Genomic DNA, 22,407 nt, shown 5'->3' with positions numbered 1-22,407 from the left:
CGGGGGCCTTCGTGGTCGCGCTCAGCCGGGTATGCGGTGGCGGCCGGGTCTGGTGGACGGTTGGCGGATCTCGGGGCCGTAGTGGCCGGCCTGGCGGGCGATCCAGGCGTATTCGTGGGTGCCGTCGGGTAGTTGGCGCAGTTCCCAGCGGCCGTGTCGGGTGATGGGGGGTGGGGATTGCCGGTCGTCCTCGTCGTTGACTCTGAGGGCGGTGACGACGCCGAGGGCGACGGTGGCGAGGGCGAGGGCGAGGAGGGTGAGGAGGGCGGCGGCGACGAGGAAGTTCGCGGTGCCGGTTCTCATCGGTGGATGCCGATGACGCGGTGGCCGAGGTGGGCGGCGAGGGTGTGGAGGAGTTCGTGGGCCTGGTCGTGGGTGAGGGGGAGGGCGAGGTGTTCGCCGGGGGCGGCGTGGATGTCGAGGTCGACGGCGGCGCGGAGCTGGAGGGCCGCGTCGGGGACGCGCTCGACGGTGATGTGGGCGAGGGTGGTGCGTTCGGTGTGGACGGCCTGGCCGGCCATCGGGATCAGGACTCCCACGGCTGGTCCCTTTCGGTGGCGCGGAGGAGGTGGAGGAGGTTGAGGAGGGTTGCGACCGGGGCGTGGCCGAAGTTGACGAGGATGCGGCCGTCGACGGTGCTGTGGTGGGTGGTGGCGGAGCCCCACTGGATGCCGAACCAGGCTCCGCGGTCGTGGAGTTCGCGCAGGAGGGCGGTGACGTGGGCGTCGGTGTAGTCGTGCATGCGGGGGTCGTCGGGGGAGAGCGGGATGCGGGGGCCGGTCACGCGGCGGCCTCCAGCTCGAACCAGACCACCTTGCCGCCGTGCTTGCGCGGGTCGGTGCCGAAGCGGTGGGTGAGCGAGCGGACGAGGTGCAGGCCTCGGCCGGACAGCTCGTAGGGGTCGGCGCAGGTGCGGGGTTCGGGGAGGGTGGGGCTGTCGTCGGCGACGGAGACGCGCAGGGTGCGGTCGGGGTTGAGGACGACGACCACGGTGGGGGCGGGGCTGCCGCCGTGGCGCCAGGCGTTGACGTACAGCTCACAGAGAGCGAGTTCGGCGTCGTGGATGAGGGCGTCGGGCCAGGAGGCGGTGGCGAGGGCGTCGCGCAGCTCCTCGCGGGCGGCGGACCAGTCGGGCGGGTTGAAGGCACGCATGAGGAACCTCCGGATGAGGTCGTGTGGAGTGGGGTGTCGGCGAACCGGCGGATACGTCGCCGTGAGCCAGGCCAGGGCGGAGCTGGTTGATGCCACGCGTGGCTGCTCTGCGGTGCGCGGGCAGGAGGCGCCTACTGCCCTGAGAACAGGCATTACTGACGATCCGTCGGATCGATCGTGGTGACGACGATAGCCCACGCAGCTTGAAGTTTTAGGTGAGTGCTGGAAAATTCACCCTTCGGTGGCAGGTGCGCGTAGCGCCCGGATGGACCCACATGCCGCCAGCGCGGCACACTGGCCCCACTGCCCGCGGAGAGGACAACATGGCTGTTCGCACCAACCCGACCCTTCGTCAACGTCGACTGGGCGTCGAGCTGCGGCGGATGCGAGAGCAGGCTGGTTTTGGTGGCAGTCAGCTCGCCAAGATGCTAGGAATCAGCCCTGGTCAGATGACTCAGATGGAGACCGCGAAGATCGGGGTCAGCCCGGAGCGCCTGCGCACGGTTGCCGCAGCATGCAGTTGTGCCAACCAGCCGCTGGTCGATGCTCTCGCCGAGATGGCCTCAGATCGGCGAAAGGGCTGGTGGGAGGAGTATCGCGGGGTTCTGTTCACGGACTTCCTTGAGGTGGCGGAACTTGAAGGCCGAGCCGCACGGCTGGCTGTCAGTACCACCACGTACATTCCTGGCCTGTTCCAGACCAGCGCCTACGCATCTGCGGTATTTGGCCGGGTGGTTCCGCCGCTGCCGCCACAAGAGATTGAGGTCCGGACGGCCTTTCGCATCAAGAGGCAGCAGCTCGTCCGCTCTGGCAGGACTCCCCTGCAGGCGTTCATCCACGAGGCCGCGCTACGGATGCAATTCGGCGGCCCAAAGGTGCTCGCCGAACAGCATGACGCCCTCCTCGAAGACTCCGAGCGGCCCGGCATCTCTGTCCGGGTTGTGCCGTTCTCCGTCGAGACCTTCCCAGGTGCCGGTGAGAACCTCACCTTCGCCGAAGGCCCTGTCGCTGAGCTGGACACCATCCAGATGGACGTATCCCAGGGTGCACTCTTCTTTGACTCACCGGCTGACTTGGCCAAGCATCGAGTCATCTTCGCGCGTCTGGACTCCACTGCGCTCTCCGAAGACGGATCGCGGGAGTTCATCCGATCCATCATGAAAGAAGTGAAAGCCGCGAATGCCTAACTCGGATTGGCAGAAATCCAGCTTCAGCGCCTCCAACAACGAATGCGTCGAGGTGCGTACTCTCCACGGACTGGTCGAACTCCGCGAATCCGATGACGGCGACGTCGTCCTCCGCGCCTCCGCAGCCAAGTTCGCAACGTTCCTCCGGGGCATCAAGGCGGGCGACTTCGACCGCTACGCCCAGCCCACTCCCTGAAACCCATCGGCCCCTCGCTCACCCGAGCGAGGGGCCGACTCCTTTGGTTCATCCTGCTCAGATCGGTAGGTCCCAGCCCGGGCCGTTCTCCGTGCCGATCCAGACGCGCTGGCCCGCTCCCGACACAGTGATCCCGAACCCTTCCTGATGCGGCGCGCCGGCCTCCTGCCACTCCTCGACCGCCCGCTCGACCTGGTCCCAGAGCCGCAGCGGCCCGCGCTGGCTCACGGTCCAGCCGCCGCCCGGGTCGGGCATCGTCCGGGCATGCGAACCCGTGGCCACGTCCACGAGAACCTGCGCTCCGCCCGCCCCCATCCGTTCCGCCGAGGGTGCGGCCAGCTGGGCGACCCAACTGCCCGTCCACGTGCCGATGATCGCGGGATCGATCCGGCTCGGCCGTTCCTGGCCGGGCAGCAGGGCGAGGGCCGGCCGGGGCGGGCGGTCGTGCGAGCGGGCGATCATGAAGCTGGTGTAGCCGGACAGGAACCGGCCGGTCGCGCTCCCCGGCCCGGTGACCGCCAGCAGCGCGAGCCCGGACGCGTAGCTCCAACCGGACAGCGTGACCAGGATCCGGCCGCCCGGCTTCACCTGGTGCAGCCACGGCATCGGGATGCCCCGGACCGAACAGGTGGCAATCAGCCGGTCGTACCCGCCACCGTGTGGATCCCCGCGCAGGCCGTCCCCGGTGATCAGTCGAGGCGCGTAGCCCGCCTCCTTGAGCGCCACCGCTGCGGCCGCGGCCACCATCGGGTCGTACTCGATGCTCGTCAGATTGGCATCGCCGAGCCGGTGCGCGCCAAGGGCCGTCGAGTACCCCGTCCCGGTGCCGACCTCCAGCACCCGGTGCCCGTCTGCGGCACCGAGCTGCTGCCACATCCCTAGCACCAGCGACGGCAGGGTGGACGAGGAGGACGGGGAGCCGCCGACCGGCTCCCCGTCCACATCCCCCGGACGGATCGCGCCGTCGAGCTGCGTGATCAGCGTCCGGTCGTCGTAGACCCCCTCCAGCCAGCCGGGTTCGCTCCGCCGCACCGGGCGGTAGACGGTCGGCGAACTCTCCGGCACCGGCTCGAAGTACGAATCGACGAACACCTCACGTGGTACGGCTTCCGCCGCTCTGCGCCACGTGGGATCGGTCAGCGTGCCGTCCTCGGCCAGCCCGTCGACCAGGGCGGCACGGAGTTCTGCGGATGGGCTCATGTGTCGGGGCCTCTCTGCAACTGGTCAGCGATGGCCTGGGCGATCGCGTCGGTGGTCTCGGGCAGCTGCCATGCCCATTGCCCGTTGGGGTTGCACTCAAGGAAGTACCACTCACCGGCTCCGGTCACGGCGAAGTCGAACGCGCCGTACACGAGCCGGAGTTCACCGAGGTAGCCCGCGACAGCGCGCGACACCTCCCCGGGCACCACAACCGGTGCACACTCCATGAGGCCCTGCCGGTGACGCCAGTCGAGATCGGGGCTGTCGATTCGGATGGCGAAGAGCCGGTCACCGACTGCCGTCACCCGCACGTCGAAGGCCTTGTCCACCTTGGCCTGGAACAGGTGCGGGCAGACCTCCACCCCGGCGGTCAGCTCGTTCCCGCGCACCTCCCGTACCCACACCTGGCGCGGTAGACCGTCCACCTCGTACGCGGTGTTCCACAACGGCTTGTAGACCACCCCGCCGGCCTGGCCCGCCACGAACTCCTGTGCAGCACTCAGCTCGTTGGTGATCAGCGTGTCCGGCACCGGGAACCCGTGCCGCCGCGCGACCGCGAGCTGTGCCGGTTTGTACTCGGCCCCCCGGTTGGCCCACGGATGGTTGACGTAGTGCGCCCCCGGAAGCGAGGCAAGGATCCCTCCGGCACCCCACAGTGCCTGGGCGGCCGCGAACCGCCGGTCCTGCTCCTCCAGTTGGGCGGGACCCCCGTACGGAGAGGCCCGGCGCACCCAAACGGACCGGACCCGCGTGAGATCCAGCTCCCGACTCCGGGTGCGTAGGCTGCCTCGCTGACCGCCCATGCCGTACATGGCGGTCAGCGAGGCACCGGCGTGGAGGTCTGCACCGGGATCGAGCCGGACCACTGGAACGCCACGCTCGGCCAGGACGCGCAGCACCACATCCGCGGTGACATCACGGGAGTTGGTCATCACCAACACCGACCCGCATCGGTCGGCCATCAGCCGGAACTCTGGTCCTGGTCGTACGACTCCGTGGAATCCGCATCGGTCGCCCCGCCCGGCCCCGACCCGTCGCCGGGGCTCGTCATGGTGGGCGTCAGGCCGCTCGTACTGGTGCCGTGGCTCCCCAACTCGACCACGCGGCCGTCGTCGTCCACGATCACGGCAACCTGGGTCCCGGGATCGATCACCGGCGTGAACGCCGGAATCGCGACGGCCTCCGCGAACGGCTGCATCCTGGTCGTGCCCCACGGGGGTACGAGCGATTGCTTCATCGGCCTGCCTCCTTGTGTCCGTCGGCGCAGAACTTCGACGCCTACCGGCCTCTCTGTGCAGATATCAACTTAAGTAGCCAAGGTCGATCCATCAACGGAATTCCCGACCTCGAATAAAGATCCCACCGGCGGCAGTTCACGCCCGATATGTGGCCGACCATGCGGCCAGCAGGCTTCTCGCTTCCTCGCCGAATATTGCACGCTCCTCGAACATTGCGAAGATGTCGAGGTGCCGAGCAACATCTCTGGGGTCGCGGAAAACCATTCGGCCGGTGAAGGTCTCCACCGTTGCCAGTCGATCGTCATAGACCGTGAACGTGTTCATCGGGCCACGCGTCAGCGATCTGCCCAGCGGCAGCACACCGATCCGGACGGACGGCAGTTGGGCCACCGAGGCGAGCCGATCGATCTGCAGGGCCATGGCGAGGGGCGGCAGCAGAGCCCACCTGGCCGCCTGCTCGGTCAGGATGAAGGTGAAGGACTTGGAGTCGTTGTAGAGCACAGGCTGCCTTCCGAGCTTTCGGTTGACGACCGCTGACCTGTCGCCCGTCGAGTGCCCGAGGCTGGCGTGCATGTACTCCGGCGTGGCAAGCAGACCGGTGATCATCGCGGGGAGGAAGTAACGCATCTCGGTGGCGCCGGCCTCCAGGGCCGACAGCTCGGCCTGTCGCTTCTCGATTCCGCGACGCCACGAGGACCGCTTGTCCTGCCACTCGGTGTTCGCCATTCTTGCAAGTGAGGTTATCTCCTGGACCAGATCCTTCGGAGCATTTAGCGCTCGCAGAATGCGTTCCACATCGACCAGGCTAGGCGTGGTTCTACCGGTCTCGATCTTGCTGATCTTGCTCTGACTTATGCCACAACGCACTGCAAGCCGGTCTCCGGTGAGACCGGCTTGCAGCCGCAGCTTCCTCAGGCTCCCGGCCAGATCCTGCTTCGACCGGCCGAGCTGATCGGGATCGAGCGTCACCCGTGGTCTTTCACGTAGTCGGAGAAGGGCACCGAACGCGCGATTGCCAGCCTCTTCAACTCCTGGCACTCGATCGCCCGTTCGTCAACCAACTCGCGGTTGATCTGCGTGCCGTCCGGGCGGAAGTTGAGATGCACGACCGACTTCTCGTCGAACATCCACCAGTCCTGGTCAGGGATGCCGTAGTCCTCTTCGGTGGCATCCAGAATCCGGATGTCCTCACCGGCCGCAATGTTGCCCGGGATCCCCCAGGCGAACTGATATCGCTGGTAGTCCGTCAGTGGTTGGCGCACCACCCGGACGCGGCCGATCGTCCTGCCGGACGACACGAACCCCTGAACCCGCTGATGCCAGGCCGCATTGTGGCTCTCAGGCTTCGGCTCGCCACGCAGGAACCTCGCGAGATTCTCGGTCTCGCGCGGCATTGTGTACGCGGGCTGGGCCTCAAGCCGGAACGCGTCGCGCCGGTACCCGTCGAAGTGTCGGCGCCACTGGTCACCATCCAAGAGCACGGACAGCCTCCTCCAGAACGTGCCGAGGGATCTCCACCGCGGACTCGCCCTTCGGAACCGTGAGTGCCGCGAAGTGGTCGCCCTGGACCACGAACGTATCGCGGTCGGTGGCGTAGACGTTCGGGCAGTCGTCGTCATCGCAGTTCGGACCGTTGTACGTACCGGTCAGCCGCGTCAGGCTCGGGCTGTCGGTCATTGTGATCGCCCCCTTCGCACCGGCCCGAACGGGCCGTCAGGTCTTGACGCTAGGGAGAGCTCGAAGACGTGTCTACGCCGACCCGGCAACTTTCCCGTGTTGGACTAAAGATCAAGCTCAGTGGGCGCCCGGCGCACGTCGGCTGACGATGTTGACGACGCCGCGGACAGCGGAACATCCAAGCCGGCAGTCAGATAATGGACCACAGGTCGACAAGGACGGGAGCGCCGCAGCGTGTCGTGAGCGCTGCGGCCAGAGCATCCAGGTAGGCCCGCATGTCAGCCTCGGCCTCGTGCCAGGCCCGGCCGTCCTCGTCATCGCAGAAGTCCCGACTGGTCCGCAGGATGCGCACGCGAGATATTCCGGGTCGCCGCACCCGGTGGCGTCATCGACTCCCAGGCGCCGCTCCGGGCCGGGGTTGTGCAGTGTCCGGCCCCGAGGCCGATCGGGTTTGCCACGGGGCGGTTACGTGCCGGTCGGCACACCCGCGTTGACGAGGATCTCGCGCGCCGGCAGGGCGACGCTCTGGGCGGCGGTCAGACCGGAGGCCGCCAGGTGTGCGTCCACGATCCGCAGTCCAGTCGAGTACCCGGCGAAGTCCGGCAACCCCACGGGCTGGTGCCCCATGAGCTGTGCGGTGGCGTCGCCGAAGACGTACGCGGGCAGGTTCTGCATCCCGGCCACGTCGATCCCGGCAGTGACCTTTTCGTAGGCGCTGTCGAGCTCGGTGCCGGTCAGCCCCTTCGTCCACGGGCCCATGGCCTCCTCGCCGGCCAGCTCCCGTACGAACGCCTCCGCCAGCCCCTCGGCGACCACCTGCTCGCCGACCGTGACGGTCGCCGGGTTCCAGACCACGTTCGCGTAGCGCACGTTGTGATGGAGCTCGTGTGCGGCGGCGGGGCCGATCTTCTTCAGGCTGGTGTCGGTGGGCCAGATCGTCAGCTGGATCGCGCCCGGGAATCCGCCCGAGCCGAAGAAGCCGGCACTGCGGACCGTCAGGTGGTGATCGTCGGGGTTGCCGAGCACCACCACGACGTGCACAGTCTCGGCGTGTTTCACGCCGGGCACCGAGTGGCTGATCCGCTCCCACGCGGCGGCGAGGGAGTCCTCGATCCGGTTCCACACCCCGGCGTCCTGCATCTGACGCACGGCCGGCAGGTACCGTGCGTCCTCACGGTCGATCCGGAAACCACTGCCCAGCTGCTGGTGCATCTGAACGAGATCCACATCGCCCATCACCCTGGACATCACGCTCCGGAGCGGGCTGTAGATCTCCCGTAGGGCGTCGGGCCGTTCCTCCACCGGGCGTTGCAGGAGGTCGGTCATGGCGGACGCCGTGTCGTGAACAACGATCTTCATGACTCGGGACCGTAAGGTCTTCCGTTGCGTGAGGGTCAAGAGCCGGGTTGACCGTGCCGGCGATGGCGGAGCGTGGCGAGAGCACCGGTCGTTGGCAGATCCCTGCGGCCACCTGTGCCGAGTCTGGTGATGGCCGTTGCCGCGCTGGGGGGCGACCTGAGCACCGGCAAGGACGGCGCCTCGCGGCTCAGGCGACCTGGTGGGCGGGGGTGACGGCGAGTTCGCGCACCGCGTCGGCGACGGCTCGGAAGTCGTTGCGCAGGATCTTGGAGTGGTTGCTCGCGACCTTCGCGCTGACCCGGATGTTCGGGTGGCGGGCGAGCACCGGGTCGAGGTTGGCGCGGATCTGTTCCATCAGCTTCGGGTCGCCGCCCAGGTTGCCGCCGGTGGCGAGCACGTACCGGGTGGGTACGGTCAGACGGTCGAAGACCGGGTCGAGGGCGGCGGGCGCGCAGAGCTCGTTGGCCTCGATGTTGATCTCGGCGTGTTGCGCGGCGCTCATCCGCGCGGCCAGGCCGAGCGGGCGGGCGATCGGGAACAGCGGGCTCATCCGGCGGAACAGCTTGCGGATCTGCTCCCGGGCGGCGTCGTCGAGCCACTCGTGCGGCAGGGCGAATGGGAGTGAACGCTCTGCGAGAGGCGTTGAGGAGGTGCTGCCACGCCATGTTCGGATCGCGGATGGGAGTGGTCGTCGACGCTCCTTGACTTGAAGTCAACTTCACGTACAAGACTGGGCGCATGCCGAACGACACCGTTGCCCCCCGTCGCCCCGCCCCTGCGAACCCGGGTGCTACCGACCCTCGGCCCGCCGACGCCCTCCCGCTGTCGGACGCCGCGTTCGACGAGATCGCCAGGCAACTCGCGGGCGCGGCAACGGTGGTCGGGATCGGGGAGGCCACTCGCTTCTCCCGGGAGACGTTCGGTGTGCGGGACCAGTTGTTCCGCCGGCTGGTGCGGGACCACGGGTTCCGTGCGCTGGCCGTTCAGGACAGTGCGGGTGCCGCCGCCGACCTCGATGCGTATGTGCGCGGTGACGAGGGTTCGGTCGCTGCCGCGCTGGGGAGGGCCTGGGGGCCGTGGCGTACCGGCGAGATGGCCGCCGCCCTGGAGTGGATCCGGGCGTTCAACCGGGACCACGCGGACGACCCCGTCCGGATTTTCGGTGTGAAGCCCGTCCAGGCGCAGCCCGCCGACTACGACGCCGTGCTGGACGGCGTCCGCGCGTCGGCATCGGAGCTGCTCGCGCAGATGGCGGCCCACCTGGAGCCCATCCGCACCGCCCACCGGATTGAGGAGCACGTGCAGCGCGCGCGGGGGATCCACCCGGGCCGCCCGTTCGCCGAACACGCCCGTGACGCGCTCGCGTTGGTCGCATCGCTGCCCGGCACCGACGAGGTGGTGGCGAGGATGCGGCTGATCGTGGAGTTCCACGAGCGCAGCGTCGCCGGGCGGGGCGAGTACGCGGGTGAGGCCGAGGTGTGGGCGGAGGTGATCGCCGACTCCGGGCGTCGGACCGGCCTTCGTACCGTCTACTGGGACGGCATCGCGCACACGTCGGCGGCCGAGACCGTCCTGGGCCTGGCTCCCGAGCGTGGTCCGCAGGCCACCGTCGGCAGCGTGCTGCGCAGGCGCTTCGGCGCGCAGTACGTCTCCGTGGCGATCGGCTTCCGTCACGGGGACCTCGGGGTCGCCGTCCTCCCGGAGCCGGCCGCCGATCTGGTCGACGCGAGGCTCGGCGAGGTGGACCGCCCCGCACACTGGCTGGACCTGCGCCACGCGGACGTGCGCCGGGAGTGGGACGGGCCGGCGAAGGTCCGCGTCATCAGCGGCGTCTACACCCCGGCCCGGGACGCCGCCGAGCACCTGGCCGTCGCCTCCCTGGCCGACGCCTTCGACGTCCTCGTCCACATCCGCGAGGTCTCCCCGGTGCGACGGCTGCCGTGACCGCGACGGCGCGGCCGGCCGTTCAGCCGGGCCACCGCGCAGCCGGACAGCCGGCCTGCCGCTGCGGGCGCCTCAGGGCTGGGGGTGGGCCAGGCGGCCGAGCAGGGAGACCGCGTCGGCGAGGGGTACCGGCTGGAAGAAGTCCGCGTCGGCGAGCTCGACGGCGGCGATCGCGCGGGGGGCCAGCTCGGCGCCGGTGTCGGTGACGCGCAGGCGCTTGGCACGGGTGTCGGCCGGGTCGACCTCGCGCTCGATGAGGCCCTTGCCTTCCAGGGTGCGCAGGACCTGGGAGGTCATCTTGACGTCGGTGCCGGCCTGGCGGGCGACGGCCAGCTGGTTGGGGTGCTCGCCCTGGGTGTTGAGCCACCAGGTGCAGGCGAGCAGCACGAACTGCACGTGGGTGAGGCCGAGGGGGGCCAGGGCCGCGGCGATCTCGCGCTGCCAGCGAAGGGTGGCGTGCCAGAGCAGGAATCCGGGGCTCTCGCCGGGGCTGAGGGGCATCAGCGCAGCGCCAGCTCGGCCAGCGAGGCCATGGTGTCGGGCCAGTCGGCGGTGATGGCCGGGCCGATCCGGGGGCCGGTCTCGTCGGCGCCGGCGCCGGTGATCTCCATCCGGTACACCACGCGGATCCGGTCGCCGTCGATCCGGTCGATCCGGTGGGTGGTGCGCAGCAGCAGGTCGCCGAAGACGGCCTCGTCGACGAAGAGCTCGTTCTCGACCGCCTCGGCGATGCGCAGCAGGACGGGGTCGTCACCGGGGGGCGTCATCGTGATCCGGCTGTCCGCCGCGAACGGGCCGCTGATCTCGATCTTCTCGATCTCGGCGTTCCAGGCGCCCCAGTTCTCGACGTCGGCCCAGAGCCGCCAGATCGCCGAAGGGGTGGCGCTGGTCTCGATGGCGTGCTCGTACTCCCACATGGGGGCCTCCTTCGACCGGATGATGTATCCATAGATTATCTGCGCGACGACTATCTGTCGAGTGGTGAGCGGTGCGCGCCCTCCCGGATACCTGGGGACGGCTGGGAGTCTGCTGGGAGTCCGGTCAACGGCCGGCCACGCGGTGGCCAAAGCGACGGCCCGGGCAGGGTGGCCTGCCCCGCAATGCCCGGATTCGGACGGTCAGCGTTCTCCCAGCTCGCGCCCAGGGCTCCGCAAGAGCGCCCCGCGAAGCTGTGCGGCATGAAGGTGTTCCCGCGACGGCGTGGTGCCGTCCTCGTCAACTCCGCGCTCGGCGTGGCCCTGGTGGGCGCCGCGGCCCTGGCGTACACCACACTGGACAGCGGTACCAGCACGCCGGCCGGAAAGGCGCAGGTCCGGACGGCGACCGTGGCCAAGGGCACGGTCCTGGCCACCGTGTCCGGAACCGGCACCCTGACCTCGCCCACCGACGCGGCCCAGGACTTCACCACCGGTGGCAAGCTGACCGCCGTCAAGGTCGCGGTCGGCGACGCCGTCAAGAAGGGCCAGGTGCTGGCCACCGTCGACACGACGGCCGCCCAGCAGCAGGTGGACGCGGCCCAGGCGGCGCTGACCACGGCGAACGCCAACCTCACCAAGGCCCAGGCCGGGGTCACCACCACGACCACCCAGCAGATCCCGGGCACCGCGCAGCCGTCCAGCGGTGGCGGCAGCGGCGGCAGCGGCAACGCCGGCAGCGGCGGCGCCGCGGGTGGTGGGGAGCGCGGAGCGGGCGTGAGCAGTACGCCCGCTCCGCAGACCACCACGATCACCACCACCAAGGTGGACGAGGCGGCGGTCGCCCAGGCGCAGCAGCAGGTCGCGACCGCGCAGACCAACCTCGCCAACGCCCGGGCGGCGCTGGCCGGGACGACGCTCACCGCCTCGGTGGACGGCACGGTCGCGTCGATCACGGGCAAGGTGGGCGACACCCTCGGCGGGGGCACCGCGAGCGGCTCCTCCACGGGCAAGTCCAGCGGGACGGCGGCGACATCCGCCACCCCGAGCGGCTTCATCGTGCTGACCAACCCGACCGGGATGCAGGTCAGCGCCAACTTCTCCGAGCTGGACTCGCTCAAGCTGAAGAAGGGCGAGGCGGCCACCGTCACCCTGAACGCGCAGTCCGACACCAAGCTCAACGCCACCGTCCTGTCGGTCAGTTCGCTGCCCGCGAGCAGCGGCGGCACCGGCGGCGCGACCGCCGTGCAGTACGCGGCGACCCTGCAGATCACCGGGGACACCAGCAAGCTGCGGACGGGCCTCAGCGCGACCGTCGCGGTGGTCACCGGAGAGGCCGACAACGCGCTCTCGCTGCCCACCGCGGCCCTGGCCGGCACCGGCGCGGAGCGGACGGCGACCGTCGTCCACCCGGACGGGGCCACCGAGCGCGTCACCGTCGGTGTGGGCGTCGAGGGCGACACCACCGTGCAGGTGGTCTCGGGGCTGCAGGAGGGCGACAAGGTCGAACTCGCCACCACCAGCGGCAGCAACGGCTTCCCGAACGGCTCCTTCCCGGGCGCGAACGGCGGCCAGGGCGGCCGCAACGGCGCCGGCGCTGGAGTGGCCGGGGTCGGCGGTACCACCGGCGGCAGCGGCGGCGCGGGCCGAGGCGGTAACCGCGGATGATGCGTCACGTCATCGACAAGCGGGAGCCCGCCGAACCGCCACCGGTCATCCAGATCCGCCGGCTCACCAAGGCCTACGGCCACGGCGACGCCACCGTGCACGCGCTGCGCGGCCCCTCCGACCCGGCCACCGGCGAGCCGCAGGGCGTCAGCCTGGACATCGAACAGGGCGACTTCGTCGCGGTGATGGGCAGTTCGGGCTCCGGCAAGTCCACCCTGATGAACATCCTCGGCTGCCTGGACGTGCCCACCGCCGGCCGCTACCTGCTGGACGGCATCGACGTCGGTCACCTGGACGAGCAGCAGCTCTCGCTGGTCCGCAACCGCAAGATCGGCTTCATCTTCCAGTCCTTCAACCTCGTCCCCCGCACCACCGCGCTCGCCCAGGTCGAACTGCCGCTCGCCTACGCGGGTGTGCGGGCCGCCGAGCGGCGCCGCCGGGCGCTGGCCGCGCTGTCGCTGGTCGGCCTCGCCGAACGCTCCGGGCACAAGCCCAACGAGCTCTCCGGCGGCCAGCAGCAGCGCGTCGCGGTGGCCCGGGCGCTGGTCACCGCCCCGGCGATGCTGCTCGCCGACGAGCCCACCGGCAACCTGGACAGCCGCTCCACCGACGAGGTGCTGGCCATCATCGACGGCCTCAACGCGACCGGCCGCACGGTCGTCCTGATCACCCACGAGGACGAGGTCGCGCTGCACGCCAAGCGGGTGATCCGGCTGGTCGACGGCGCGATCATCAGTGACGTCCGGCAGGCGGCGGTGGACGGTCCGCCGCCCGCGCTGCGCCCGGCCGCAGGAGTCCAGGGGGTGCTCACGTGATCCTCTGGCAGATGCTCCGGTTCGCCGTCGGCGGCCTGGCCGCCAACAAGGTGCGCTCCGTCCTCACCATGCTCGGCGTGCTGATCGGCGTCGCCTCGGTGATCCTGCTGCTCGCCGTCGGCAACGGCTCCTCCGTGGCGGTCAAGGAGTCGATCACCTCGCTCGGCACCAACTCACTGACGGTCAGCGCCGGCTCGTCCTTCGGCGGCTCGCGCACCGCGTCCACCGCGAAGAAGCTCACGGTCGCCGACGCCAAGGCGCTGGCGAGCGACACGGAGTCGACCGCGATCAAGTCCGTCGCGCCGGTGGTCACCACCAGCGGCACCGCGCTGTACGGGGACATCTCGTACAGCCCCGGCTCGATCGTCGGCACCTACCCCGCGTACTTCGAGACCGCCAACCAGAAGATCGGCCACGGCGAGTACTTCACCGCCGACGACGTGCTCGGCTCCCGCAAGGTCGCGGTGCTCGGCGCCACCACCGCCAAGCAGCTGTTCGCCGCCGCCGACCCGGTCGGCAAGCAGATCACCGTCGGCGGCACGCCGTTCACCGTGGTCGGCGTGCTCCAGGCCAAGGGCGGCACCGGCTTCACCGACCCGGACGACGTGGTGATCGCGCCGCTGCCGACCGTGCAGAACGCCTTCACCGGCTTCGGCCCGGTCAGCCAGATCATGGTGCAGGCCACCTCGGCCGACACCACCACCGCCGCCCAGGCCGAGATCACCCGGGTGCTGCTCGGCACCCACGCGATCGCCGACCCCAGCAAGGCGGACTTCCGGATCAGCAACCAGGCCTCGCTGCTCACCGCCCGGGAGTCCACCACCAAGACCTTCACCGTGCTGCTCGGCGCGGTGGCCGCGATCTCGCTGCTGGTCGGCGGGATCGGCATCACCAACATCATGCTGGTCACCGTCACCGAGCGGACCAGGGAGATCGGCATCCGCAAGGCGCTCGGCGCGCCGCGCGGGGTGATCCTCGGGCAGTTCCTCACCGAGTCCACCCTGCTCTCGGTGATCGGCGCCGGGCTCGGCGTGCTGGCCGGGATCGCCGGCTCGCACTTCAGCATCGTCGGCATCAAGCCGGTGGTGATCCCCGAGTCGGTGCTCGGCGCGTTCGGCATCGCCGTCGCCATCGGGCTGTTCTTCGGCAGCTACCCCGCCAACCGGGCCGCCTCGCTGCGCCCGATCGACGCCCTCCGCCACGAGTAGTACGAGTAGGACGTGACACCCATGAGCAACGAGATCGCCCCGGTGACCCCGGGCACCCCCGCCGAGCAGGTCGTCCTGCTCGCCACCCCGCCGGACGCCCGGGACGTCACCGCCGAGCTGGCCGCGCCGCCGCGCCGGAAGCTGCCATGGCCGACCCTCATGCTGGCGGGCGCGGTGATCGCCACGGCGGCGTTCGCCGGCGGCGTCTGGTACCAGCAGGGCCACGGGTCCGGCGGCTCCGGCAAGGCCGTGGCCGCGGGCGGGCAGCAGCGTCCGGCGGCATCCGGGGGCACGGCGGGCACCGGGCAGAACGGCGGCCGCCGCAACGGCGGCCAGGGCCAGGGCGGCCAGGGCGGAGGGCAGGGCGCCGGCCAGGGCGGCTTCACCCGCGGCACGGTCAAGGCCGTCGACGGCACCACCGTCTACCTGACCGACGCCAACGGCAAGACCGTCAAGGTGACCACCGGCGACACCACCAAGGTCCAGCTCAACAAGGAGGGCAAGGTCACCGACCTGCAGCCCGGCCAGAGCGTCACCGTGGTCGGCACCCCGGACGCCGACGGCGGCTACAACGCCACCCAGCTCGTCGAGGGCGCGACCGGCTTCGGCGGGGCGGGCGGCTTCGGCGGCGGCGCTGGTGGGGGCTTCGGCGGCGGAGGTGGCACCCGAGGATCGTCCGGCGGCTGACCCCGCAGCCTCCGGACGTCCGCGCGGCCCGGCCGAACACCTCCGGCGGCCGGGCCGCGCGGTTTTCCCTCTCCGGGCGCGCCCTCCGGCCCGCCTCCGGGCCCGCCAAGGCCCGTGCGGTCTCCGGCCCCCGGGCCCGTCGATGCCTGTGCGGGCCCCGCGCCGGGGCCTGTCGAGCCTGTGCGCACACCACCCAGCCCGGCCCTGCGGGCCCGTTGGCCCAAATCCGCCCGATAAGGTGTTAATCCAACATTCATCGATGGCGCATAGCCTCCCCGGGCTAGCCTCAAGCTGAACGCCATCGTCCGACCGGGAGGCGGAACCCCCGTGCAAGGCACTGTGTCCACACCAGGAACCTCCGCGGTGGCCGGCGGCCCGGGCGAGGCGTTCCTCCTCGTCGTCGACGACGAACCCAACATCCGCGAGCTGCTCTCCGCCTCGCTGCGGTTCTCCGGCTTCCGGGTCGCATCCGCCGCCAGCGGCACCGAGGCGCTCGAACTGATCGCCGTCGAGCGCCCGGACCTGGTCGTCCTCGACGTCATGCTCCCCGACCTCGACGGCTTCACCGTGGTCGAGCGGCTGCGCGAGCAGACCAGCCGCGGCCAGATCGCCGGCCCCGCCCACGGCCACCCCGGCGACCACCTGCCGGTGCTCTTCCTCACGGCCAAGGACGGTGTCGGCGACAAGGTCCAGGGCCTGGCGGCCGGCGCCGACGACTACGTCACCAAGCCGTTCAGCCTGGAGGAGCTGATCGCCCGGATCCGGGCCATCCTGCGCCGGGCCGGCGGCCCCGCCGAGGACGGCCGGCTGGTCGTCGCCGACCTCACCCTCGACCCGGTGGCCCACGAGGTCACCCGCGGCGGCACCCCGGTCGCGCTCTCGCCCACCGAGTTCAAGCTGCTGCACTACCTGATGGCCAACGTCGGCCGGGTGGTCTCCAAGGCGCAGATCCTCGACCACGTCTGGGCGTACGACTTCGGCGGCGACCTCTCCATCGTCGAGTCCTACATCTCCTACCTGCGCCGCAAGCTCGACTCCGGCCCCGCGCACGGCCCCAAGCTCATCCACACCGTGCGCGGCATCGGCTACGCGATGCGCCGACCCCCGCAGAACTGACGGCCCCGCCCCGATGCCGATGCTCACCCGGCTGTCCCTGCGCGCCCGGCTGCTCGTCCTGGTGCTCGCCCTGGTCACCACCGGGCTCGCCGTCAGTGACACCGTCGTGCTCGGCACCGTCCGGGTGCAGCTGGTGCAGCGGCTCGACGAACAGCTCCAGCGCTTCGCCGAGCCGCTGTCGAAGCGCGCCCCCGGCCGGGTCACCTGGCCCGAGAACAGGCAGCCGGCGGTCGCCGGCAAGCGGGCCGCCCCCAACTACCTGGCGGCACTGCCCAGCCAGTACTTCGTCCAGTACCTCTCGGCCGACGGCAAGGTGCAGCAGGTCGTCCGCCAACCCGTCTCCGAGAACGACCCCGCGCCCCAGCTGGCCGGCCTCGACCCGGCCGCCACCGCCGCCGACACCCCCTTCGACCTGCCCGACCAGCGCGGCAACCGCACCTGGCGGGCGCTGGTCCTGCCGCTCCAGCGGCCCCCCGCCCCTGCCAGCGCCTTCGCCGCGCCGACCCCCACCGCCTCGTACCTGATGGTCGCCGTCTCCCGCGAGGACATCGACGCCACCGTCGGGCGGCTGCGCGCCGCGTTCCTGGCGATCGGCGGCGCGGTGCTGGTCCTGATCGGGGCGCTCGGCTTCTTCGCCGTCAGGGCCGGGCTGCGGCCGCTGCGCCGGATCGAGGAGGGCGCCGAGCTGATCGCCTCCGGCGAGCTCTCCCACCGCATGCCCGCGCTCCCGCCGCGCACCGAGGTGGGCCGGCTCTCCATCGCGCTCAACGGCATGCTCACCCAGATCGAGGCCGCGTTCGCCGCCCGCGCCGAGTCCGAGGCCCGGATGCGGCGGTTCGTCGCCGACGCCTCGCACGAGCTGCGTACCCCGCTCGCCGGCATCCGCGGCTTCGCCGAGCTGTACCGGATGGGCGCGCTGCCCACCGACGCCGACGTCAAGCGGACGATGTTCCGGATCGAGAACGAGGCCGTCCGGATGGGCACCCTGGTCGAGGACCTGCTGGTGCTCGCCCGGCTCGACGAGGAACGCCCGCTCGACCTCGCCCCGATGGACCTGCGCACCCTCGCCGCGGACGCCCTGCACGACCTCACCGCCCTCGACCCGTCCCGCCCGGTCGCGCTCACCGGCCCGGCCGGCACCGGCGCCCCCGGCCCGGCTCCCGTGCTCGGCGACGAGGCCCGGCTGCGGCAGGTGGTCACCAACCTGGTCGGCAACGCCGTCAAGCACACCCCGCCCGGCACTCCGGTGCGGATCGGCGTCGGCACCGCGGGCGGGCTCTGCCTCCTGGAGGTCGCCGACTCCGGCCCCGGCCTCACCGCCGACCAGGCCGCCCTGGTCTTCCACCGCTTCTACCGCGTCGACGCCTCCCGCAGCCGCCACGACGGCGGCGGCGCCGGCCTCGGCCTCGCCATCGCCACCGCCCTCACCCACGCCCACGGCGGCACCCTCACCCTCCACACCGCCCCCGGCACGGGCGCGACCTTCCGCGTGGAGCTTCCGCACCAGCGCTGAGGGGCCGCGCCGAGGGTCCGGGCTGCGGTCCTGCGCGGAGGGGCCGGGCATGCCCGGCAGGCAGGTCGGCGGTCCCGTCACGGATCGGGAAGTCGGGGGGCCGTTCTCATTGCCGGAAGTCGGCATGGAGCGTACGGAATCCGTCTGCATATGATCAAGCCGCTGAGCGGTAACCACCGTACTCACAACGGCTTTTGCTGTTCCACGATCCGAAAGGGATCCCCGTGAACCTCCGCCGTACCCTGGTCTCGGCTGCCATGGTCGCCGCAGTGATCTCGCCCGCCGCTGTGTTCTCCGCGGCACCCGCCTTCGCGGTGTCGGCCCAGGCCCAGGACGACGTGTCCATCGCCGCCCTGGAGCAGGCCGCCGCCGACGCCGCCAAGGCGTACGACACGGCCGTCGCCGCCGAGGCCGCGCAGCAGGCCAAGGTCGAGGCCTTCCTGAACGACTCGCAGCCCTACCTGGGCAAGCTCGAAGCGGCCCGCGCCACCGCCAAGGAGACCGCCGCCGCGAAGGCCGCCGCCGACAAGGAGCTCGCCGCCGCCACGGCCGCCACCTCCAAGCTCGACGACCCGGCCACCTCGGAGGACGAGGCGGTCGCCATCCTGACCCGCCTGCACAAGGCCACCGAGGCGGCCAAGGCCGCCGACACCGCCAACACCGCCGCGGAGAAGGCCAGGACGGCCGCCGGCAACGCCCTCGACGACGCCAGGGTCGCCGAGGTCCGGAAGCTGCACACGCTGGGCGAGGCCAAGAAGGCCGCCGCAGCCGCCAAGGCCACCGCCGACAAGGCCCTCGCCGACGCCAAGGCCGCCGCCGCGCAGCAGCCCGCCAAGGTCGCCGACCCGGCCCCCGCCGCCCAGCAGCCCGCCGCCGTCACCCAGGTCGCCGACACCACGGCCGTCACCACGGCCGGGACCGCAGGCACCACGTCGCCGACCACGACGACCGCCGCGAAGACCGGCGCCAAGACCACCACCTCGGCCACGTCCTCGACCACCGCGTCGACCGCGACGGGTGCCGAGCTCGCCGAGACCGGCTCCGACCCGGCCACCCCGTACCTCGCCCTGGGTGCCGGGCTCGCCGTCAGCCTGGGTGCCGCGGCCGTCTACGTCTCCCGCCGCAAGGCCGGCCAGCCCGCCTGACCGTCCTTCGCGTCCGATCGGGAGGCGGACGCGAACCCGACTCCGCGGGGGAGGCCGGATCACCGGCCTCCCCCGCGGCGTTTCATGCGGAGCTGTGGCAGCGGTAAACCACCTGATCGGGAGAACTGAGGTTGTTCATCCCCCGGGTTCCCCGGCCGGGTGCGACCGTACGGCTGCGGCTTGTTGGCGCGGGGCCCGCTCCGCCGGACGCCGTACGGCGAGGAGGCCGTGATCCCGGAGGGGCCGGCGAAGGGGTTCGCGATCGGTCCCGGGATCACCGGCGGGCGGAGGGACTGACTCACTCCTCCCGCAGGCCCTGGGCCAGCAGGCCCAGCTGGAAGCGGGAGGTGGCGCCGAGGGCGGTCATGACCTCGGCGACGCGGCGGCGGTAGGTACGCAGCGAGAGGCCGAGCAGCCGGGCGCCGGTCTCGTCGGTGTGGCCGGCGGCGAGGGTGCGGAGGATGTGCCGGGCCTGCTCGGTGAGGTGCGGCGGGCGGGCGCAGTCGGCGAGGTCCGTGGCGGCCTCCCAGGTGGCACGGAACAGCGAGCGCACGCCGTCGACGACCTCCGGCGAGCTCACCACGGTGTACGTCCGGACCCCGCGTACCGGGGCGCCGGCCAGGATCGCGGTGCGCCGGTCGATGATGATCGCCTCGCGGGCCAGCGGCCCGTCGCAGATCCGGATCTCGACGCCTGAGGCGGCGATCCGCAGCAGCCGCCGCTCCGACTCCGGGTCGGCCAGGGCCCGCCGGGTGTACATCTTGCGCATGGTGAGACCTGGGACGACGTGCGGCCGCTTGCCCTCGCGGAAGGCGGCGTTGACGCCGGTGGACCAGGTCATCAGGTCCGCGGCCGCGACCAGGAACTCCTCGCGGGAGCCGACGAAGAGGTGGCCGGCGCGCCGGATGAGCTCCTGCTCGCCGTGCAGCGTGATGATCCGATCGGTACTCATGGCAGCAAGCTGCCAGATCGGATGGCCGGTTGGCGAGCGGGCCGGAGGCTTGATGCCATGACGACCTCACCTCACCTCACCGCGTCCGGCTCCCTGCTCCTCGGTGGCGACCTGCCGGTGGCCCGGATGGGCTTCGGCGCGATGAAGCTGCCGATGCGGGACTGGCAGGGCCCGGCCTGCGACCCCGAGCAGAGCCGCGCGGTGCTGCGCCGGGCGGTCGAGCTCGGTGTCGACCACATCGACACCGCCTGGTTCTACTTCTACAAGGACCTCTTCGCCAACACGCTGATCCGCGAGGCCCTGCACCCGTACCCCGAGAACCTGGTGATCGCCACCAAGGTCGGCCCGGGCCGCTACCCCGACGGCACCTGGATGAACCCGGCCGGCCCGGCCGAGCTGCGCGAGGCCGTCCACCGCAACCTCCGCGAGCTGGGGGTGGACCGGCTCGACCTGGTCTACCTGCGGCGGATGCCCAGCCAGTCGTCGATCTCCGAGCCCTTCGCCGCGCTCGCCGAGATGCGCGAGGAGGGGCTGATCCGGCACCTCGGCGTCAGCAACGTCAACGCGGCCCAGCTCGCCGAGGCGGAGGCGATCGCGCCGGTGGTCGCGGTGCAGAACAAGTTCAGCGTCCTGGACACCGAGCACGGCGACGGGGTGCTGGCGGCGTGCGAGGCCAAGGGCATCGGCTTCGTGCCCTTCTTTCCGCTCGGCGGCACGGGTGTGCCCGAGCACCCGGCGCTCCAGCGCGTCGCCGACCGGCACGGCGCCACTCGCGCCCAGGTGATGCTGGCCTGGCTGCTCTCCGTCTCGCCGACGATCCTGGCCATCCCGGGCACCTCCTCCCCGGCCCATCTGGAGGAGAACGTGGCCGCGGCCTCGCTGCGGCTGGCGCCGGAGGATCTGGTGGAGCTGGCGGGGCTGGCCCAGGGTCAGTAGCCGCAGTCAGTAGGTAAATCCGTCTAATTCTGTCGGAGTTTCGCCGTCGAACCAGCGGGAAGGCCGCCGCCGACGCGGAAACTCACAGAATCACGGGGGCTTTTCCATGCCACTGTCGCCGTCCGGGCCGAGCGCTTCCTTCCGCCGGGATCTCAGCGAATGGCGGATCGCGCTCGTCGCCTGGCGGCTGCTGGTCCTCCAGGCCTCCCACCCGGTGGTCTCGGCCGGGATGACCGAGCACTCCACCTACCGCGGCCACCCGTGGCGGCGGGTCGAACACACCATGGGCAGCGGTCAACGGCTGTTCCAGGCGGACGAGGAGGCGCTCCACCGCGAGGTCGGGCGCCTCGACCGGGCCCATCGGCGCATCCGCGGCACCGCGCCGGGCGGCCGGCCGTACGACGCCGAAGACCCGGCCACCCGGGCCTGGGTGCTGCTCACCCTCTTCGAATCCGTCTTCACCATGCGGGAGTTGAGCGGCGACCCGTATGCGGCGGACGAACTGGAGGCGGTGTACGGGGAGTTCACGGCGACCATCGCCGCGTTCCGGCTGCCGGAGGGCTCGCTGCCGCGCACGGCGGCCGAACTGCCCGGCTACTTCCGCACGATGCTGCGCGAGCAGTTGGAGTTCACCGACCAGGCCCGCCACCTGCTGTACGAGATGCTGAACGAGGCGCCCTGCCCGCGGCGGCTGCACTGGCTCGGGCCGGTCGGCTGGCGGCTGCTGCGGGCGGTCGCGGCCCGGGTCGTCACCACCCTTACCCTCGCCGACCTCCCGGCCGTCTACCGCGAGCGCTTCGGCCTCGTCCGCACCCGCCGAGCGGCCCTGCTCTCCCGGCTGCTGCACCACGGCGGGCGGGCGATTATGACCAGGCTGCCCGAGCGGCGCCGCTACCGCTTCCAGCGGCCGCCGGTTCCGGCGCAGCGGCGACGGCCGCCCCGGCGGGACACCCGGCCGCCCCGGCTGGACCGCTTCTTCGACCAGGTCCTCGACCAGACCGGCGACGGCTATCTCACCGCACCCGACCTCCAGGCCATGGCGCACAACGTCTGCTGGCAGCTGGAGCTCACGGAGGGGGCGGAGGGCCGCGTCCGCGCCGCCTTCGACGGCTGGTGGGAGCAGCTCCGCTCGACCATGGACGCCGACGGCGACGGGCGGATCGGCCGGGGCGAGTTCGTCGCCGCCACCCTGGCCGGCTGCGACCGCGACCCCGACTACCTCGAACGCGGCCTGCTGCCCGCGCTTCGCGCCGTCTTCACCGCCGCCGACACCGACGGCGACGGCACCCTCGACGCCGACGAGTACCGCGCCGTGTTCGGCGGCCCCCGCGTCCACCCCGCGGATCTCTCGCACGGCTTCCGGCAGTTGGACGTGGACGGGGACGGCACCATCACCGAGGCGGAGTTCCTCCGCGGCTTCACCGACTACTTCACCGCCCGCAGCCCCTCCGCCGCCGGCACCCAGCTGCTGGGGCGGCCGTAGGGCGCGTCCGGGCGTCG

General features: G+C 71.4%; 27 protein-coding genes. 12 read left to right on the top strand and 15 right to left on the bottom strand.

What is annotated here, in order from left to right; all coding sequences use genetic code 11:
* Positions 1–21: 21 nt before the first annotated feature.
* Genes OG286_RS19740 through OG286_RS19725 form a run of 4 tightly spaced genes read right to left on the bottom strand, consistent with a single transcriptional unit; the run spans position 22 to position 1,152 of the window.
* Positions 22–303 (bottom strand): hypothetical protein, encoded by a 282-nt coding sequence (locus OG286_RS19740; RefSeq protein WP_405366096.1) that lies wholly within the window; start codon positions 301–303, stop codon positions 22–24.
* On the bottom strand, positions 300–539 hold the full coding sequence (locus OG286_RS19735; protein WP_405365625.1) for a hypothetical protein: 240 nt from the start codon (positions 537–539) through the stop codon (positions 300–302). The genes OG286_RS19740 and OG286_RS19735 overlap by 4 nt, the downstream gene beginning before the upstream one ends.
* Positions 527–784, bottom strand: coding sequence for a hypothetical protein (locus OG286_RS19730; protein WP_405360668.1), 258 nt, complete (start codon positions 782–784; stop codon positions 527–529). Before OG286_RS19730 ends, OG286_RS19735 begins: the two co-directional genes overlap by 13 nt.
* Positions 781–1,152 (bottom strand): ATP-binding protein, encoded by a 372-nt coding sequence (locus OG286_RS19725; protein ID WP_405365624.1) that lies wholly within the window; start codon positions 1,150–1,152, stop codon positions 781–783. Before OG286_RS19725 ends, OG286_RS19730 begins: the two co-directional genes overlap by 4 nt.
* A gap of 323 nt (positions 1,153–1,475) precedes the next feature.
* On the opposite strand from OG286_RS19725, the gene OG286_RS19720 reads away from it, so the two are divergent.
* Positions 1,476–2,339: a helix-turn-helix domain-containing protein gene (locus OG286_RS19720; protein ID WP_396322897.1), complete on the top strand. Its 864-nt coding sequence runs from the start codon at positions 1,476–1,478 to the stop codon at positions 2,337–2,339.
* Positions 2,332–2,535: a DUF397 domain-containing protein gene (locus OG286_RS19715; RefSeq protein WP_396322896.1), complete on the top strand. Its 204-nt coding sequence runs from the start codon at positions 2,332–2,334 to the stop codon at positions 2,533–2,535. Before OG286_RS19720 ends, OG286_RS19715 begins: the two co-directional genes overlap by 8 nt.
* 57 nt (positions 2,536–2,592) lie before the next feature.
* Here the strand turns inward: OG286_RS19715 and tgmC are convergent, their stop codons facing one another.
* The 8 genes from tgmC to OG286_RS19675 all read right to left on the bottom strand — a co-directional run bounded on the left by tgmC (position 2,593) and on the right by OG286_RS19675 (position 8,559).
* Entirely contained in the window at positions 2,593–3,735 is a 1,143-nt protein-coding gene (gene tgmC / locus OG286_RS19710; RefSeq protein ID WP_396322895.1) for an ATP-grasp peptide maturase system methyltransferase, read from the bottom strand.
* Positions 3,732–4,667, bottom strand: coding sequence for an ATP-grasp ribosomal peptide maturase (gene tgmB / locus OG286_RS19705; protein ID WP_405365623.1), 936 nt, complete (start codon positions 4,665–4,667; stop codon positions 3,732–3,734). Before tgmB ends, tgmC begins: the two co-directional genes overlap by 4 nt.
* 29 nt (positions 4,668–4,696) lie before the next feature.
* A complete protein-coding gene (gene tgmA / locus OG286_RS19700; protein WP_405360684.1) occupies positions 4,697–4,972 on the bottom strand; it encodes a putative ATP-grasp-modified RiPP in 276 nt (91 codons plus the stop codon).
* Positions 4,973–5,108: 136 nt separating this feature from the next.
* The gene (locus tag OG286_RS19695; protein ID WP_405360686.1) at positions 5,109–5,942 is read right to left on the bottom strand and encodes a helix-turn-helix domain-containing protein; all 834 of its coding nucleotides are present in this window, start codon (positions 5,940–5,942) and stop codon (positions 5,109–5,111) included.
* On the bottom strand, positions 5,939–6,454 hold the full coding sequence (locus tag OG286_RS19690) for a DUF6879 family protein (protein ID WP_405360688.1): 516 nt from the start codon (positions 6,452–6,454) through the stop codon (positions 5,939–5,941). The genes OG286_RS19695 and OG286_RS19690 overlap by 4 nt, the downstream gene beginning before the upstream one ends.
* On the bottom strand, positions 6,438–6,650 hold the full coding sequence (locus tag OG286_RS19685) for a hypothetical protein (protein ID WP_405360690.1): 213 nt from the start codon (positions 6,648–6,650) through the stop codon (positions 6,438–6,440). The genes OG286_RS19690 and OG286_RS19685 overlap by 17 nt, the downstream gene beginning before the upstream one ends.
* A gap of 465 nt (positions 6,651–7,115) precedes the next feature.
* On the bottom strand, positions 7,116–8,009 hold the full coding sequence (locus OG286_RS19680; RefSeq protein WP_405360692.1) for a DUF2268 domain-containing protein: 894 nt from the start codon (positions 8,007–8,009) through the stop codon (positions 7,116–7,118).
* Between the two features lie 187 nt (positions 8,010–8,196).
* A complete protein-coding gene (locus tag OG286_RS19675) occupies positions 8,197–8,559 on the bottom strand; it encodes a hypothetical protein (RefSeq protein WP_405360694.1) in 363 nt (120 codons plus the stop codon).
* Between the two features lie 188 nt (positions 8,560–8,747).
* Here OG286_RS19675 and OG286_RS19670 point away from each other — a divergent pair, with 188 nt between their 5' ends.
* Positions 8,748–9,953: an erythromycin esterase family protein gene (locus tag OG286_RS19670; protein WP_405365622.1), complete on the top strand. Its 1,206-nt coding sequence runs from the start codon at positions 8,748–8,750 to the stop codon at positions 9,951–9,953.
* Positions 9,954–10,025: 72 nt separating this feature from the next.
* On the opposite strand, the gene OG286_RS19665 is transcribed toward OG286_RS19670, so the two are convergent.
* Both OG286_RS19665 and OG286_RS19660 read right to left on the bottom strand, forming a co-directional pair.
* The gene (locus OG286_RS19665; protein WP_396322885.1) at positions 10,026–10,454 is read right to left on the bottom strand and encodes a MarR family winged helix-turn-helix transcriptional regulator; all 429 of its coding nucleotides are present in this window, start codon (positions 10,452–10,454) and stop codon (positions 10,026–10,028) included.
* A complete protein-coding gene (locus OG286_RS19660; RefSeq protein WP_396322884.1) occupies positions 10,454–10,870 on the bottom strand; it encodes a polyketide cyclase in 417 nt (138 codons plus the stop codon). The genes OG286_RS19665 and OG286_RS19660 overlap by 1 nt, the downstream gene beginning before the upstream one ends.
* A 261-nt stretch (positions 10,871–11,131) precedes the next feature.
* Between OG286_RS19660 and OG286_RS19655 the strand changes: the two genes are divergently transcribed.
* The 7 genes from OG286_RS19655 (at position 11,132) to OG286_RS19625 (ending at position 19,019) form a co-directional block, all read left to right on the top strand.
* On the top strand, positions 11,132–12,535 hold the full coding sequence (locus tag OG286_RS19655; RefSeq protein WP_405360699.1) for an efflux RND transporter periplasmic adaptor subunit: 1,404 nt from the start codon (positions 11,132–11,134) through the stop codon (positions 12,533–12,535).
* The gene (locus tag OG286_RS19650) at positions 12,532–13,350 is read left to right on the top strand and encodes an ABC transporter ATP-binding protein (RefSeq protein WP_396322882.1); all 819 of its coding nucleotides are present in this window, start codon (positions 12,532–12,534) and stop codon (positions 13,348–13,350) included. Before OG286_RS19655 ends, OG286_RS19650 begins: the two co-directional genes overlap by 4 nt.
* A complete protein-coding gene (locus OG286_RS19645) occupies positions 13,347–14,558 on the top strand; it encodes an ABC transporter permease (RefSeq protein ID WP_396322881.1) in 1,212 nt (403 codons plus the stop codon). Before OG286_RS19650 ends, OG286_RS19645 begins: the two co-directional genes overlap by 4 nt.
* 21 nt (positions 14,559–14,579) lie before the next feature.
* The gene (locus OG286_RS19640) at positions 14,580–15,245 is read left to right on the top strand and encodes a hypothetical protein (RefSeq protein WP_405365621.1); all 666 of its coding nucleotides are present in this window, start codon (positions 14,580–14,582) and stop codon (positions 15,243–15,245) included.
* Between the two features lie 339 nt (positions 15,246–15,584).
* The gene (locus OG286_RS19635; protein ID WP_396322879.1) at positions 15,585–16,361 is read left to right on the top strand and encodes a response regulator transcription factor; all 777 of its coding nucleotides are present in this window, start codon (positions 15,585–15,587) and stop codon (positions 16,359–16,361) included.
* Positions 16,362–16,374: 13 nt separating this feature from the next.
* The gene (locus tag OG286_RS19630; protein ID WP_396322878.1) at positions 16,375–17,874 is read left to right on the top strand and encodes a sensor histidine kinase; all 1,500 of its coding nucleotides are present in this window, start codon (positions 16,375–16,377) and stop codon (positions 17,872–17,874) included.
* A 224-nt stretch (positions 17,875–18,098) separates the two neighbouring features.
* A complete protein-coding gene (locus OG286_RS19625; protein WP_405365620.1) occupies positions 18,099–19,019 on the top strand; it encodes an LAETG motif-containing sortase-dependent surface protein in 921 nt (306 codons plus the stop codon).
* Positions 19,020–19,317: 298 nt separating this feature from the next.
* Here OG286_RS19625 and OG286_RS19620 read toward each other — a convergent pair whose 3' ends face one another.
* Positions 19,318–19,971 (bottom strand): DNA-binding response regulator, encoded by a 654-nt coding sequence (locus tag OG286_RS19620; RefSeq protein WP_396322876.1) that lies wholly within the window; start codon positions 19,969–19,971, stop codon positions 19,318–19,320.
* Between the two features lie 57 nt (positions 19,972–20,028).
* Between OG286_RS19620 and OG286_RS19615 the strand changes: the two genes are divergently transcribed.
* Together OG286_RS19615 and OG286_RS19610 are read left to right on the top strand one after the other, a co-directional pair.
* Positions 20,029–20,907: an aldo/keto reductase gene (locus OG286_RS19615; RefSeq protein ID WP_396322875.1), complete on the top strand. Its 879-nt coding sequence runs from the start codon at positions 20,029–20,031 to the stop codon at positions 20,905–20,907.
* 106 nt (positions 20,908–21,013) lie between these two features.
* Complete coding sequence (locus OG286_RS19610) at positions 21,014–22,390, top strand: oxygenase MpaB family protein (protein ID WP_405365619.1); 1,377 nt, start codon at positions 21,014–21,016, stop codon at positions 22,388–22,390.
* Positions 22,391–22,407 lie beyond the last annotated feature (17 nt).

This window comes from Kitasatospora sp. NBC_00039 (genome assembly GCF_045160625.1).
Lineage (GTDB): Bacteria > Actinomycetota > Actinomycetes > Streptomycetales > Streptomycetaceae > Kitasatospora.
Note: the sequence above shows the minus strand (reverse complement) of the source record. Positions and strands in the feature narration are given on the sequence as shown.

What these genes read in the sequence shown, in the direction of transcription:
- OG286_RS19740 (WP_405366096.1), bottom strand. Translation starts at nt 303, where the DNA reads ATGAGAACCGGCACCGCGAACTTCCTCGTCGCCGCCGCCCTCCTCACC.
- OG286_RS19725 (WP_405365624.1), bottom strand. Translation starts at nt 1,152, where the DNA reads ATGCGTGCCTTCAACCCGCCCGACTGGTCCGCCGCCCGCGAGGAGCTG.
- OG286_RS19720 (WP_396322897.1), top strand. Translation starts at nt 1,476, where the DNA reads ATGGCTGTTCGCACCAACCCGACCCTTCGTCAACGTCGACTGGGCGTC.
- OG286_RS19715 (WP_396322896.1), top strand. Translation starts at nt 2,332, where the DNA reads ATGCCTAACTCGGATTGGCAGAAATCCAGCTTCAGCGCCTCCAACAAC.
- tgmC (WP_396322895.1), bottom strand. Translation starts at nt 3,735, where the DNA reads ATGAGCCCATCCGCAGAACTCCGTGCCGCCCTGGTCGACGGGCTGGCC.
- tgmB (WP_405365623.1), bottom strand. Translation starts at nt 4,667, where the DNA reads ATGACCAACTCCCGTGATGTCACCGCGGATGTGGTGCTGCGCGTCCTG.
- tgmA (WP_405360684.1), bottom strand. Translation starts at nt 4,972, where the DNA reads ATGAAGCAATCGCTCGTACCCCCGTGGGGCACGACCAGGATGCAGCCG.
- OG286_RS19685 (WP_405360690.1), bottom strand. Translation starts at nt 6,650, where the DNA reads ATGACCGACAGCCCGAGCCTGACGCGGCTGACCGGTACGTACAACGGT.
- OG286_RS19680 (WP_405360692.1), bottom strand. Translation starts at nt 8,009, where the DNA reads ATGAAGATCGTTGTTCACGACACGGCGTCCGCCATGACCGACCTCCTG.
- OG286_RS19675 (WP_405360694.1), bottom strand. Translation starts at nt 8,559, where the DNA reads ATGAGCCCGCTGTTCCCGATCGCCCGCCCGCTCGGCCTGGCCGCGCGG.
- OG286_RS19670 (WP_405365622.1), top strand. Translation starts at nt 8,748, where the DNA reads ATGCCGAACGACACCGTTGCCCCCCGTCGCCCCGCCCCTGCGAACCCG.
- OG286_RS19665 (WP_396322885.1), bottom strand. Translation starts at nt 10,454, where the DNA reads ATGCCCCTCAGCCCCGGCGAGAGCCCCGGATTCCTGCTCTGGCACGCC.
- OG286_RS19660 (WP_396322884.1), bottom strand. Translation starts at nt 10,870, where the DNA reads ATGTGGGAGTACGAGCACGCCATCGAGACCAGCGCCACCCCTTCGGCG.
- OG286_RS19655 (WP_405360699.1), top strand. Translation starts at nt 11,132, where the DNA reads ATGAAGGTGTTCCCGCGACGGCGTGGTGCCGTCCTCGTCAACTCCGCG.
- OG286_RS19650 (WP_396322882.1), top strand. Translation starts at nt 12,532, where the DNA reads ATGATGCGTCACGTCATCGACAAGCGGGAGCCCGCCGAACCGCCACCG.
- OG286_RS19640 (WP_405365621.1), top strand. Translation starts at nt 14,580, where the DNA reads ATGAGCAACGAGATCGCCCCGGTGACCCCGGGCACCCCCGCCGAGCAG.
- OG286_RS19630 (WP_396322878.1), top strand. Translation starts at nt 16,375, where the DNA reads ATGCCGATGCTCACCCGGCTGTCCCTGCGCGCCCGGCTGCTCGTCCTG.
- OG286_RS19620 (WP_396322876.1), bottom strand. Translation starts at nt 19,971, where the DNA reads ATGAGTACCGATCGGATCATCACGCTGCACGGCGAGCAGGAGCTCATC.
- OG286_RS19615 (WP_396322875.1), top strand. Translation starts at nt 20,029, where the DNA reads ATGACGACCTCACCTCACCTCACCGCGTCCGGCTCCCTGCTCCTCGGT.
- OG286_RS19610 (WP_405365619.1), top strand. Translation starts at nt 21,014, where the DNA reads ATGCCACTGTCGCCGTCCGGGCCGAGCGCTTCCTTCCGCCGGGATCTC.